The organism is Bradyrhizobium sp. 195 (genome assembly GCF_023101665.1).
GTDB lineage: Bacteria > Pseudomonadota > Alphaproteobacteria > Rhizobiales > Xanthobacteraceae > Bradyrhizobium.
The window spans coordinates 1,830,999-1,844,507 of the sequence record NZ_CP082161.1; the positions used below are offsets into that span (position 1 = coordinate 1,830,999).

General features: G+C 58.3%; 11 protein-coding genes. 9 read left to right on the forward strand and 2 right to left on the reverse strand.

Annotation, left to right across the window (positions count from 1 at the left end; translation table 11 throughout):
• Nucleotides 1–714: 714 nt before the first annotated feature.
• From IVB26_RS08455 to IVB26_RS08465, 3 genes are all read left to right on the forward strand, one after another.
• Complete coding sequence (locus IVB26_RS08455; RefSeq protein WP_247971260.1) at nucleotides 715–1,182, forward strand: phasin family protein; 468 nt, start codon at nucleotides 715–717, stop codon at nucleotides 1,180–1,182.
• A 208-nt stretch (nucleotides 1,183–1,390) separates the two neighbouring features.
• The gene (locus tag IVB26_RS08460) at nucleotides 1,391–1,585 is read left to right on the forward strand and encodes a hypothetical protein (protein WP_247971261.1); all 195 of its coding nucleotides are present in this window, start codon (nucleotides 1,391–1,393) and stop codon (nucleotides 1,583–1,585) included.
• A 468-nt stretch (nucleotides 1,586–2,053) separates the two neighbouring features.
• Nucleotides 2,054–2,299: a hypothetical protein gene (locus IVB26_RS08465; protein ID WP_247971262.1), complete on the forward strand. Its 246-nt coding sequence runs from the start codon at nucleotides 2,054–2,056 to the stop codon at nucleotides 2,297–2,299.
• 1,415 nt (nucleotides 2,300–3,714) lie between these two features.
• Here the strand turns inward: IVB26_RS08465 and IVB26_RS08470 are convergent.
• Nucleotides 3,715–3,894, reverse strand: coding sequence for a hypothetical protein (locus IVB26_RS08470; RefSeq protein WP_247971263.1), 180 nt, complete (start codon nucleotides 3,892–3,894; stop codon nucleotides 3,715–3,717).
• A gap of 1,982 nt (nucleotides 3,895–5,876) precedes the next feature.
• On the opposite strand from IVB26_RS08470, the gene IVB26_RS08475 reads away from it, so the two are divergent.
• The 6 genes from IVB26_RS08475 to IVB26_RS08505 all read left to right on the forward strand — a co-directional run bounded on the left by IVB26_RS08475 (nucleotide 5,877) and on the right by IVB26_RS08505 (nucleotide 13,022).
• Entirely contained in the window at nucleotides 5,877–6,221 is a 345-nt protein-coding gene (locus tag IVB26_RS08475; protein WP_247971264.1) for a hypothetical protein, read from the forward strand.
• Between the two features lie 1,626 nt (nucleotides 6,222–7,847).
• Entirely contained in the window at nucleotides 7,848–8,069 is a 222-nt protein-coding gene (locus tag IVB26_RS08485; protein ID WP_247971266.1) for a hypothetical protein, read from the forward strand.
• Between the two features lie 1,486 nt (nucleotides 8,070–9,555).
• On the forward strand, nucleotides 9,556–9,741 hold the full coding sequence (locus IVB26_RS08490) for a hypothetical protein (protein WP_247971267.1): 186 nt from the start codon (nucleotides 9,556–9,558) through the stop codon (nucleotides 9,739–9,741).
• 29 nt (nucleotides 9,742–9,770) lie between these two features.
• Nucleotides 9,771–9,998: a hypothetical protein gene (locus IVB26_RS08495; protein ID WP_247971268.1), complete on the forward strand. Its 228-nt coding sequence runs from the start codon at nucleotides 9,771–9,773 to the stop codon at nucleotides 9,996–9,998.
• Nucleotides 9,999–10,307: 309 nt separating this feature from the next.
• Nucleotides 10,308–11,225 (forward strand): hypothetical protein, encoded by a 918-nt coding sequence (locus IVB26_RS08500; protein WP_247971269.1) that lies wholly within the window; start codon nucleotides 10,308–10,310, stop codon nucleotides 11,223–11,225.
• 438 nt (nucleotides 11,226–11,663) lie between these two features.
• Nucleotides 11,664–13,022 (forward strand): tyrosine-type recombinase/integrase, encoded by a 1,359-nt coding sequence (locus IVB26_RS08505; RefSeq protein ID WP_247973115.1) that lies wholly within the window; start codon nucleotides 11,664–11,666, stop codon nucleotides 13,020–13,022.
• On the opposite strand, the gene IVB26_RS08510 is transcribed toward IVB26_RS08505, so the two are convergent.
• A complete protein-coding gene (locus IVB26_RS08510; RefSeq protein ID WP_247296105.1) occupies nucleotides 12,967–13,284 on the reverse strand; it encodes a hypothetical protein in 318 nt (105 codons plus the stop codon). The genes IVB26_RS08505 and IVB26_RS08510 overlap by 56 nt on opposite strands.
• Between the last annotated feature and the right edge of the window lie 225 nt (nucleotides 13,285–13,509).

Consider the following 13,509-nt stretch of genomic DNA (forward strand, 5'->3'; position numbering starts at 1 on the left):
CCGGTACGCCTTGTCGAAGAAGCCGAGTGAATTGATGTGCATAGCCCGGGCTTTCTCCGGGTCCGGTTCGGCTAGCGCCATCCGTGACGCGATTTCAGCCTGCTTTAGATAGTACTCGGTGATGTATTTCCCCCATAGCTCCACCTCCTCCAGTGGAGCTATGGGCATAAGTACCAAAGTGAACACTCGTTCCTGGAACCGGGAAAAATTGGTAATCCGGTAGGAACCTAGGCCACTGAGGTCGGAGACAAGCCGGCACCCAAGGGTGTTGGCCTAATTGGGACACCCGCAGAGGTTAGGATACCTATAGGACCGCGCCGTGCGGCGGCTTGATGGCAGCGTGGCATAGGTCGCTGCCATTTCCTTGCACAGATAGGTTTGAATTGCCGGGCGCTTCATGCGCCGTAGCGCATCCCAACGCAGCCAGCGCCGGGCTCCTTGCAGTGCTTACGCTAAGGAAGGAACATCCCCCCTTGCGATATCCTGTTATGCACCGTCAGTCCCGGGCATACCTTCGTCTGTGTTGACAATCTCAAAAAATGTTTGAGGGAGAGTCACAAACCGAACCGACATTCCCGCTTCTCTCAGCACAAAGTCAGGCGGGTCGGGGCTAGATCAAGGCTCATCCAAAATCTGATCGAACACAGAGCGTGAGCTCTCGTGATGCAAGCGAGCGTTGCGAGGAATGCTTTCGCTTGAGAAAGGAAATGTTGCGTGACTGAAAGCCAAATGAAATTGCCGCCGAACGGAACGAACGTTTTCGCGATGCCATGGTTGGATTTCTCGAAGGTCATGTTTCCTGGCGTGGGGCGCGAACTCGCCGAGCAGGGCCTCGCCCGCGCACGGGAAGGCTGCGAGAAGATCAAGGTCGCATCGGAAGAGATGACGCAGGCGCTGCGTGAGACCTATTCGAGCAATGCGAGATGCACGACCGACTACGGGCTCAAGGTGTTCGAAATCTCAAACGCCAATGCCGCTTCTGCGCTCGATTTCTTCGTCTATCTGTTCGGCAGCAAGTCCGCGACCGACGCCTATACATTGTCGGCGGCGCAAGCCCGCAAGGCGTTCGACACCGCCTCTGACCAGAACAGGGAATTGTGGGCGCTTGCCCAGAAGCTCGCGACGGAAACGGGTGAGCCGATCAGGAGGCACTTCACCAGGGTCCTCCACCCAGGCGGCTAAAAGCGCGTTCAATTTCACATTCGGATTCGTTTGAAGAGAATCCGGCTGGTTGGAACACGCCCAGCTGAGCGAGCACGCCCCCCCACTCCATGCTCGGCCAACAAGGTGCGCGATGCCCCTCAAGTCCCCCGCACCAACGAGAAGCGCATTCCAACCGGCCGGTGTTTTTCTGCAAACTACAACAAGGCAAATCGCTAGGGAGGGCAACATGGGAATGGTCATGGTCAAATGTCCGCAAACTGGACACGCGATTCCCACCGGCATCAAGACTGATCGCGAGACCTTTGGAAGCCGCCCGGTGTTTTTCTCGCGCACCCGTTGCCCAATCTGCCGCACCGATCACGCGTGGTTCGCGCGGGAAGCTTGGGTCGACGAGCCGGGCATTCGTACCGCGCCGTCGTAGCGCAGGCTCCCGGAAGTACCCGGCGAAACTTTTGACCTGTCTGGGTCCCGGCGTCTTTCATGGATTTCAGCCGGGGGGCAAGATGCGAGACATTCATGAACCCTCTATCAGCGAACGACGTACTCCTTACGGCCGCGATCATGAGCGTCACTTGCTTGGCCGAGATCGGGCTCTTTATTCTGATTGGAATGCTTTGAAAGGCGCGATCTGGGCAGCGCCCAGCCGATGCGAGGACGAGGACTCCGCAAGCTTAACAGCGGGGGAAATGCAGTCATCACCGGAGGTCGCGGAAAGGCCAAAAGGACTCCGATTTTCTCTCGTTCCCGATACGAATTGCCCTGATCAGCCCATATGATCGGCGCGAGCTTGGAGCGATCGCGATGTGCCCCTCGGGGAATGTCGAGATCATTGACTGCATTGAGTAGTCGAGCGGCTTAAACTGCCGCCTCCACCCCTTAGGAGCGAACGGTGTCGAGATCACCGGTTTCGAAGGACGAGCTTGAGCGAATTGCGCTGCAAGAGATCCGGAGTTTTCCAGGCAACGAAAAGGTTGTGTCCGTCGAAGTTGAGTTCGAGCCAGATTACCGACCCGGCACCACAGACTGGAAGCTGCATGTCGTCGCACGGGAAGGCTGCGATCTTGCGCGCGTTCAATACGCCGCAAAGACGACAAGCGACCGGCTCAAACGTCGCTATGACATCCGATTAAACTGACTTCCGACTGCTCTACATCAAGCCGATTGCATCGGGCGGAGTAGAGACCACATCGGCCCCAACCTGGAGGGGCGCGGTCAGAGGTCGGAGCCTACCAGATGACAAAGAGTAAGGCCGCCTCAGTTGGCGGTCTCTTCCCGCGGGCAGTGTAGGAGCTAGCGGCAGTTGGCCGGATTGGTGCAGTGCTCCGGCTCAAAGCCCCCCTTGGTGCCGGAGCATTCCAACGGCCCCAGCCGCCGCCAAACGCTGGGGCAGTTTTTTGTCGAACGACCACCGCCGCCAAGTTTGCCGTTGCCGTAGGAACTATGGGCGCGCGAGAGACTCGTATGGGCAGCTTTCCGCACCTGGAAAATGCCATGCGATATGTTGCGTACGCTGTGGATTTGTCCGGCGTTGCTCGCGCGGCTTACGAGCTCGATTGCCCAACCGACAAAGACGCCGAAGCTAGAGCCAAGAAATTCTTGGAGGCGCACCCTGTTGTAGAGGTGTGGGACGGTTCCCGCAGGGTTGTCCGGCTAGTGAGCGAGAGCTCGAACTGAGCGGTCAAGAAACGCGAGCGTCTGCGAAGGTTCGTGAGGGCGCTCCGGCGACCTGCTTGCCCTGTCGCCGGGCCGCGGCTCGTGCGGTGAGCAGCGGCAAAAAATCAAATCGCCGTTTGGGCGGATTCACATATGCAGGCGCGGGAACTGTAGATCAACGCAATTCTGATCGGCCGGCTCTGGTTTCGATCCGGTGCGGAAAAACGCTCTCGGCATCGACCCAGAACCTCCAGACGCCGAGGCCATCGCAGTGTTCACAATTATGCTGTAGTGCCGGGAGGCCGGATGTATAGTCGCGTTGCTGACTTGCGCCAACGTCTCGAAGCGCTTGCCTCTAATCTTTCCGAACTGGAAGAGATTCGACAGCAAGTAGCCCAAGCCGAAGATGAGGCTCGCAGGAAACAAGGAGCCAGCTTGACGACAGATCGGCTGAATCTGGCCGCACAGTCAAAACAGACATAGGGGATATTTGAGGGACCGGCAATTCCTTGCCGACCTCGCGTCAACGGACCAACGGGGCGCTGGTTCGGGTGCGATCATGGATAAAGAGCAACTCAGGAGCATGTCCATCGATGAATTGTGGACCCTCCACACAGACGTCGATGAGATCCTCTCCGCAAGGATAGTCGCTAAAAAGGCAGAGCTCGAAAAGCGGCTTGCGCAACTCCGACAGCCGACCGAAGGCGCAGTTGATCAGCGCCCTACCTAGGCCTGGCAAAGTTTGTTAGCGGTCACGCCACCTTCAAGGGTGCCCAAGCAAGGGCACCGCGAGAAGCGTGGCAGAAAGCAACGCTAGCCAGATCAGCGAATCAACAATAGAGGCGAAGTGCCAATCTATGTCGCCGCGTCTGGCCCGCATTGGCAGGGATTGGGACTTCAATGCGACGGCGGGTCGAAGCGATCTATCTTCCGGTTACCTTGCCATAGCTCTACGGCCTGACCATCCACGAGCTGTTTGGCGCGTTCGCGTGCGCTGTCATCATCGGCACAAACGAGATCGATCCGGGCGGTGAAGTGGCCGTCATGACCGACGACATAAGCTCTGTATTCTTGCAACTGGCGCTCTGGTCTGTCCTGCTGTCCCGACAGATAGTTTAGAACGCTTCAAAAGTTCGCGTCTAGCCACTCTTTCAAGGGGCGGTCTCCCGTTCAGGATTGCTCGGGACCTTTGTCAATCGGGTTCGGCGTCGCTCGGTGGCTTCGGCGAGCTTGATCCAGTCGCCCGTTAGCCGCAACCATGCTTCGGTGGCGTCTTGGCTGATCGCCTTCTCCGCCTGGAGGCGGCATTCGTCCGCCTGCTCGCGAAACCGCTTTGCGTCTTCTTGGCTCATAGGGCGAATAGCCACAACGTGGCTTGAGCGTCCACTCTCTTCAAGGAAGTGCAACGTGGGAGCCTCAAAGTCAGCTAAGGGTCCATCAGCGGCCCTCAGCCGGCATCGCCGTGAAGGTCAGCTACGTGCGATTGCGGACTTATGCGTCGCAGCAAGAAAGCTCTATTCGAGCGGCTTCACTTCTGCCCGACCCCGCTTTTCATCAGGTGTATCTCGGGTCGAGCTTCTGCTCAGCCTCAAGCACCCGTTCGCGAAGCGCTTCCAGTTCGGCGAGCTGAGAAGCGAGCGATTCGAAACGGTGACGAAGAAGATCGGCAGCAGCATCAGCCCACGGGCCCGCCGGTCCCTGGGCCGATCGGAAGGGATCGGCCCATGGCAGAGCCGCCGGGGAACTCTGGAGATGATGGAGAGCACTCATGGCCGGGTTCTCCGCGTGGCGACGTACGGCAGGTCTCGAGCCCGCGCGCCCACCGATTTTGTCGCGAGAAAAGATGGAGCTGTAAGGCCGCGCCCCGGTTGGCGACCGTCAGTTAATCTTCATCGCGCTCGTGATGATGGTTTCTCGGTGCCCTGCCGACCCCCGCCAGACGCAGCGAATCGGGTGGGTCGATCGCAGCATCGTTATGGCCGGAGGAGTTACGGCGGCGAATTCTCCGCAGGTCTTCGAAAATTCGCGCCGGTATGAGGACATGACGCCCCCCTTTTCTAGGATTCAAATTAAACATCCTCGAACTCTAAATAAATTAAATTGGGTTAATTTGTTCAATCAATAAATATAACAAGCCCGGGGTTCCCGCTCGAGGTCGGCTTTCGCATTTTTAGTGCTTCGCCGGGAAGTCCTTTGCCGGTCCGTTCGAGTTCGCTCTTTGGCTGAGCTGAGCGAACCGCTTTTTCGAGTTCGCGCTTTTCTACAATCAGCCTCGCGGCGAGAATCCGATCGACCTCGTGTGGAGCGCCCACCACTCCTCGATCGACATCGTGTCGAGGTGTTCTCGATCCATGTTAGCCAGCTCCAAGCGGATAGAACGAGCTTGGGCATCCTAGGGGGCAGTGCATGGGTGCGGTGCCCCGGACCAAAAGTTCGCTCAGGCAGCGCTGGTACTTTATACCGTTTAATCGATTTAATAAGCTACGTCAAAATCCAAAAAAGATAGTTAACTCTTTCCCGTCATGTGCTGGTGCTACAATTAATTGATTGAGCAGACCGAGAACGATGTGCGGGACCCGAGCAGCGATGAGGGCAGCGTTGATCCTGATCGTGGGCTCCCCCACGACTTCGCCCGCCGTTCGCGCCAGCATGCGGCTCAATCTGGCAGCGTCATGGATTCATTGGGTCGAGGGCGAGATCCGGTCCTGAATTGAAGGCGCAGACCGGCGGCCCGCGGTTGCATAGTGCGGAAGCACTCACGTGATGGCATCGTTGATTTTGGTGAGCTTAAGGACGATGGGCGTCGGCTATCACAGTAGCTGTCGCGAATGCGGCGTGTGGCGAAGGACGGCTTTGGGGCATTCTGTTCGACATTGCAAAAGCCTCGATGGAAAGCACAGTCTCAAATCGGGAAAAGGTTGCTACGGGAACAGGGAATTCAACTGAAAGTTAGCCTGTGCCGACTCGCCTGCGAGCCGGCGGAGCGGCCCCGGTCTGCCCCCTTTGCCGCCTGCCAATCGGGGCCGTCCCTCCGCCACTGGTGATTTCGGAGTAAGCGTATGCGTGATTCACCATCGATCGTGCCATCAGATCGCTTGGACCGTGACATTTGCCTCGTGCTTGAGGACTTCGGAGCCGGCGCCGGGTGCGCTTGGCGCGAGACGGATGAAGCCGACACCGACCATGCGACCGTCCTGCGGCATCTGCTATCCGGCCAATATACCTATCCGGTTAAGATCGTTTGCTTCAATCCGAGCCAAGGCTGGTCACGGGATGCAACAGCTGAGTTTGCTGACGCTGTAGCCCAGCTAGCGGCAGATACCGACGCCGAGGTCTCGCCTGCTTTGCAAGCCTTTATTGCCGCCAACGGCAGCCGTCGCCCTCGCCTTGCCCGGCGCCGGTGATGACTGAGAAGCCGCCAACTGAGACGGCCCTTACTTTTTACCGGCTAAGCGATCTAAGAGTTCGAGCAGGCGCTTCATAAAACCGTCGATCCAGCGGTCCGACTCCGGCTTACGTTCGGACGGCTTCTCAAATTGATCGGTGCAGGATGGCCGCCTATTTTGGGTGTCCACAACATCTACCCCCTGCCAAAGCTGTATTACCACGGGATTGCAACTTTTCGAAATCAGATTGGTTCCGGCGACCAAAACAGGCTACTGAGGTCGGAAACAAACGATCTGGCATCAGCGACCAGGCCATGCCCGCGCGAGGCAGCCACTGAGGCGGCCTTAGTTCATCTTGCGTCGGAGCTTCCGGATTATCTCTCGCAAGTCATTGGCGTACTCCTCAACGATCCGCCGTGCCTCCTCCCAGTCGGAGGGTTTGGCCTCTTTTTCCTCGCTCTGTTCCTCGGGTTTGGTCATGTCCCAGTGGTGCAACTAGCTTCAAAGAAGCCCTTTGACTTAGATCAAGGAGTGGCCTTACTCCGTTTGCCGCAACCCCGGTGAGGTAAGCCAATAGCTGAGATGGGCGCCGGTCTCAGCTAAGCGTGCCCTCCTAAGAAGCCCCTCGCGCTCACTTCCGGCGGGCAATTGGTCGGCCAGTGCTTTAAGCTTGGCGGCCTGTTCGGCCAATCGTTCTTCAAGGGTTCGAGTTTGCTTCACTCTTCGGCGGCGCTGTGTCATGGCGCGTTCCTCAGCCTTGTAACGAATACTCCGCAACGGTATCAGGCAGTTTCAGTTCCTAGCATGAAACCAGGCCACGCCTCGGAGCCAGCCTGCGTCGCTTAGTGCTCAGAAGGCCTCTCCCTCTGGGCTTTGCGCGCCATCTCCATCCACTCTCCGGCGAGCTTCAGCCAAGCTTCCTTATCGACCTCGCTCGTGGCCTTCCCAGCCTCGTCTAGGCAGTCCTGCGCTTGCTGGACGTATCTCGCAAAATCAGGTTCGCTCATCGCGATCAATGCGACCGCGAATGGAAAGTGCCTACAAAAGTAAGCCAAGGCGCTGCCTTGAGACAGACCCCGCGGACGCCGCGACGAACCGCGCAAGCATCGCGACATAGGACGCGCAATGCCAGGTGCCTCTTGGCTCGATCCCAAACCGCTGAACGCCTCGCGATCAGGCGAAATGCTCTTTCGTTGGCGAGTTAGAGTTAGCCCCTCGATTGCCGCCTACACGCCGCACCAGGGGGTATCTTACGAGGAACGACTCTCCGGCCGGGGAGATTAAGATTTTGGTCTGTGGCGCGATACCTGGACCACTCCAGCTTCGCGACATCCACCCGGGACGGCCCATCGTTCGAACGCGCGTTTGGCGATGGGTCGGCTCTCGCATGGCCTCTATCGTAGGAACTAGTGGCAAGCCTCTGGCTTGGTGCTGTGCTCCGGCCCCATGTCCCCCCTGCGGGTCGGAGTAAGTCCCAACGGCCCCAGTCACCGCCAAATGGCTGGGGCCGTTTCTTTGGTCCGCCGCCGCGTGAAGCCGCTCTCCGCCAGAGCCCTAACTTTCTTAAAGTGCAAGACCCGCCTCAGTTCTCGTAGTCCCAGACCGCGCGCCGGAACATTCACGAGTGCGCGCGCTTGGGAGACCATGACCAGCTCCATCATCCTCATTCCCGGCATGCTGAAGCCGCTGCGGCTCGCCCGCGTCTACGGGTTTCTGGTCGAGCGCGGAGACGGCATGTATCACCCGGGGGGTAGCCAACCGGCATGTTCGTTAGGATTGGCGCAGAAGATGGTTGAAGGTGGCTGGCTGGTGAAGCACGGGCAGCGCTATGAGCCCACAGAGCAGGGACTAAGGGCGGCAGAATGATCTGACGGGTGCGGCCCTCGGGATATCACCTGTGTGCTCGCGCGTCTTGGATCCGCAACGTTCTCGGTGAGGTTGAACCTTTCGATAACGGCCAAGACCCATGTCTAGGATCATAATCGCGGCGTTCATTTTACCTTGCCGGAGGTCAAATGAGTTCGCATCAGCAGCATTGCGCCCTGCCAACCCACACTCTCCTAGAACTGCTGGACAGAGACGTAACCAGTCTCAAGCAGCAGCGGCGCCGCCTAGAGAGATTGCGCGACCGGGTGAGGCGAGCACAGGTTCTCGCACCGACTTTGGGCGTCAAAGAGGTGCAAGGAACGTCAGGGCAGCCCGGGCCCAGATGGCCTCTGAGGTTTCGTGATGAGGAATCAAATTGAAGATCTGCAGATGCTGCGCCTCATAAAGGCATTCCAGAAGATCAAGGATGAGAGTAACCGTCGCCTCGTGCTTCGCTATGTCGAAGAGCTCTCAGAGAAAGAGGCTCGAACGCACGGGAAAGAGGCGACGAACTGAATCGCTCCGGCGCGAGACCCCCCAATCGCGTGCGTCGATTTCTTTCTCCCATTGGTGGCAGCGCCGGCTTCGGCGGTCGCTTCTAGGATTCTTGTGGCTGCAGCGTACATCGGTGGCGAGGAGAGTTGGAGAGGCCGCCAACGCAAGCACCGCTACCCTTTCAGCTTTCCTCTGATCGTCTTCAGGCAAGCCAGCCTGGACAAGCTCCGAGCTGATGCAACGCAGGCGGTGTAACGCGCGATCTTGCGACGACCCAAATATGCGCGCTGTATGCGAAATTAGCCGATCACTTCACTGCATTGGTCAGCGAGGTAGAGGCGGCTAAGAGCCGGTCGAACCCTGATTGTGGGAGCGACGTCGGGTGCGCGGAAATGTAATGGCGCTCGTTTACATCCGGCGCCGGGGCACGGCGGCAAGTTGTTTGAAATGCTTCCACGAGGTTCCCTTCTTGCGCACTTTCCTGCATAGTTCGGCATGGCAAAAGTAAAAGTGAGCTTCAAACCACTCCGTAAGTCTGAGGACGACTGGGCTGTCATCGCCGAGTACCCAGGCGCAGAACCCCGAGAAATCACGGGCTTTACGAGCAAAGCCGATATTGACGATTGGATGAATGGAGAGCGTCGGATCGCCTGGCTCCGATCACAGGGTTACGCGAAGTGACACGATAACTCCTTCCTCGGCTATCGCATGGCTGTGAAGCTTCTACAGGCGCTCTCGGTGAAGATCCGGCTACGACCTCTACTCCGTTTCATTCGCCGGCATTCTCGTTGTTAGTCGAGGCTGTCTCATTCGCGGTGGGACCCGATGGCCGGAAGTGGTCCGTCCCCGAAACTCAACGCTAGCGGCCCGACCTCTCGGTCTAAATGAAGGGGTCATTAGCTCGCTTTTCAAGTTGGCGGTCAGCTTATAAAATAGCAGTCACGGCTGCAGAACAATGCGCGGCCGTGATCAATGGGAGCAAGGATCATCTATGGCCAAACCGAAACGCAACGCCGAGCAGCAGATCGCTGATCAGGCCGACCGAAAGGCGCAAAACCCGAATGGGGCGCGGCAAGCGATTGCGGATAGCCAAGCAGATCCAGAGTTCCAGGAAAACCATAGACGTCTCAGAGCGGAGCGCTTGGCGCGAGATGCCGGGCCCAAAAGCAAGAATTGACCCCTGAGAGAAGCATCAGATCGGATAAGATGACAAAAGAATTTGGTGAATACGAGCCGCCGAAACCAATCAGTAAAGCAGAGCGTGAAGCTCGCAAGGCCTTCCGCCAAGTCGACGCGGAAAAGGCCATGTCCGAGCACGCGCTCGCCGAGAAGGCCTTTGCTCAGAATCGAGAGCGGCTGAAGGCAGAGCGGTTGGCACGGGAAGCCGCAGCGGCCCCGGTGCCAAAGAAGCAACCCAAGACGAAGAAGAAGTGAACCCGCACGAGTGGTGTTATGTCGAGTGCGATGGAATTGATTGTAGATGGCTACGCCGGCCCAAAGACTATCAGTCCCTTGAGAACCTGAGATGCACGGCCGGCGCTCGGCGGTGAACCTCAAAGCTAGAACAGGCTTTGACTGCCGGGCATCAATTTTTCAGGTGGAGGAGGACGTCGCGGCTATGGCGAGACTTCAGACGCTTCCGGCGGGATCGGGGCATAGCGTCGGCGGAAATTTCCAACCCTTTCGCCATTGCCCATTCCATCAATGCGGGGGAAATATGCGGGATCATTGAGGGTGATCCCTATGGGGCTTTCTATCCGCTTCTACCTTTTCGCTGAGGATGGGCTTCAGGCGATCTCGCAGCGCGTAATGATGGGGCTGATCCGCGGCGAAGATGCCATGCCGCAGTATGCTGGCACGAAGCAGAAGGTCGCGGACGTCATTCTTGAGAACGAAGGAAGGAAGCCGGTTCGTATCGAGAGGGTGCAGGGAAGCTACCTAACTTTCGACGACAAGGGGCAGGTACACAGTGATCTTGTGGCCTCTGGCTTCGCCGCACTCGAAACCGGTATGGCGCTCGCGGACGCTCTGAGGAAGCCGCAGACCAAAATCGTTGATCTCACGCCTAAGCTCAACCGCGAGAAGTGGGAGCGTGAGAACCGCTGGACACCATCCAAGAACGATTTAGACGCCATTGCAGACGATATCTGGAGACGCAAGGAAGCGAACCAGCCGCGCATTGAGCGCGCCCAGGGGATCGCCCCTAAGCCTCCTAAGGTCACCTACGAGGCAAAGGAGGCGATCCGAGAGATCAGGACGAGCCTGATTAGTATCGCCAACAAGCTTCAATGGCTAAGCGAGCCTGCTCTGAAGGGCGCCGCGTTCGAGGCGCGCGAGAACGCCAAGATCGAAGCGGATGGGCCGCTGTGGCTCGGGATTGCCGCAGCTGCGGATCGCTATCACGAGATCCAGGTTCGCCGACGCACCGGACGGGGTGTCTGGTACGCGCTTGTGGAGATACTGCGATGGGATGCGGTTCAACGAACTGGAGAAGTGATCGCAAGCTTCAGTGAGCGCTGCGATTCCAAAGCGAAAGCAGAGGAGGCGGCTCGGAGACTTTTGACCGAGAATGCCAAGTGCTTTACCGCGCAGACGTCCGTCCATACCGAGGTGCTATGCGAACTGGAGTGGGATGAAGAGGCGGGAGCTAAGCTTCTCTGACTCAGAACGTGGCGAGAACAAATTCCCCCGCCTTTCCCCGCGCGTTGCTGCTTAGTTCTGCTATTTCCCGCCTGCACCTGCCAAATAGGCGCGACCATGAGATTGCGAAAAGTACTGGATTTACAGGGGGAAGGATGGTGGGCGCACAAGGGATCGAACCTTGGACCTCTCCCGTGTGAACCACAATTGGTGGACTGTAGCCAACCTAATCCAGCCATAGTCTTATTGTAAAAGCCCTTGTAAGGTAAAGACTTGCGGCCATATTGGACCATCCTTGGCCTCGGTTGGCCTTACCACATTTTGTATGTCCCTGCTGTGCCCTTCGGAGGAATTCCCTTAGGGCACACAAACTGGGAACGCGGAGGCAATGGCTTGTGGTCCATTTTTTCTAGGATCGCCTCGACCCTTCTCAGGGCGCAAGGAGCGAGAGCACAAACGATGGAAAAGAGTAAAGAATCTCTCAGAGCTGAAGGAACGACGAATTACCTGAGACTCACTGACGCGGCGATCCGTGCGGCGACGCTGCCGCCGGGCAAATCGCAGCACTATCTGCACGACACAGAGCAGCCGGGGCTCGCGATCAGGATGCGCGCGACTGGTGGCAGGACCTGGGTCTTCATGTTCACAAAGCCTGGGACGAAAGGCACCCAACGCAAGACGCTGGGTGCATGGCCCAAATTCAATGAGAAGGCCGCGCGCAGGGCCGCCACCGTCGTCGCTGGGGAGGTGGTCATTGGGATCGATCCCAATGAGGGCAAGCGCGAGGCGAAGCGGCAAGCGCTGGCCGAGCGGCAGTGCACGACACTGGCGACCTTGATCGTTGAAGATGGCCCCTACGAAATGTCCCTGACCGGGCGCCAGGTCGTCAACTGGAAACCGGCTATGTCGGCACTCCGACGCGGTCTGAAAGATCATTTCGACCTCGCCATCGCCGAGCTCACGCGACGGCAAATCATGGCGGCGGTGGACAGGATCGGCAAGACCGGCAAGCGCGGCGCAGCAAAGGACTTGCGCAAGCACACGCACACGTTCCTCGAATGGTGCGTCGGCGAAGGTTACGTCGAGCACAACGTGCTCGCCGGCTATCGCGTGCCCAAGGAGACGCGCGCGCAGCGGGTCGGGCGCCGAACGAAGGGCCGGGCGCTGACCGACGAGGAGATCATCAAAGTCTGGCACGCATCCGGCAAGCTTGGGACGTTTGGGCTATTGACACGAATGTGCCTACTTGGTGGCCCGCGCCGCAGCGAGCCAGCCATGATCGAATGGCAAAACCACGTCATGAATGACCGCATCACTTTCGATGCAGCATGGACCAAGATGGGCCTTTACCACGACGTGCCGCGTACCCACCTCGTTGACGAGGTGCTTACGGCCGCAAAACATTTCCAGCGTGCGACGTCGGACTATGTCTTCCCGTCACCGAAGACCGGCGGCCAGATGTCGGGCTTCACAAACTTGGTCGACCGCCTGGTCAAGGAAGCGGGTGTCGCCAAGTTCACAATGCATGACTTAAGGCGCAGCTTGCGAACCATCATGTCACGCTGCGGCTATGACAACGAAATCCAGCGGTTGTGTGTCGGGCAAAAGCCGCGCGGGATCGATCAGGTCTACAATCACGACGAACAGTGGATCATCCGCAAGATGGCGTTCGAAGCTGCTCATGACTACATCGCGGAGTTGGTCGGCGCGAAACGGGGAGGCAAGGTCGTGCGCCTGCAGCGGACGAATCCGCTCGATCCCATCAAGGCCGAATTGCTTGGCCGTCTTCGCGAGCATTATGCGGCTGCGACGACTTAGTTGTCTCATCGCGTCCGGCCAGATAGTCGCGCACCGCATCAACTCGGTAAAGCGGGCGGCCATCGACATAGCGCCATTTCAGCGGGTGGTTCGGATTGCGCCGCCATAGCTCCAGGGCTCCAGGCGTGCGCCGGATCACGGCGGCCGTTTCTAATGCCGTTAAATTTGAGCTGCCCGGCAGCGAATCGATATCGAACGTCGCGGGCGGCGGCATGCCGCGATTCTTCCGAGGTCGCTTCATGGTGCGGAGCGTCTCCTTCAAGTGGCCCATCGCCAACTCTCACGATTGAAGCGAACGAGGCTCTTGTGTAATCGCCTGGTCGCTTCTTGGGCGGGACGTCAAGAGAATCAACGCAGTCGTCGAACTTTGCCTGTCGAGTGCCGCCGATTTGACCATCATGCTCCGGTTGATGTTGCATAGGAACACGTCAATTGCGCGTCGTAGGATTGGATATCAACGCGAATAGAAGAAAAGTTGCTGGCAGGT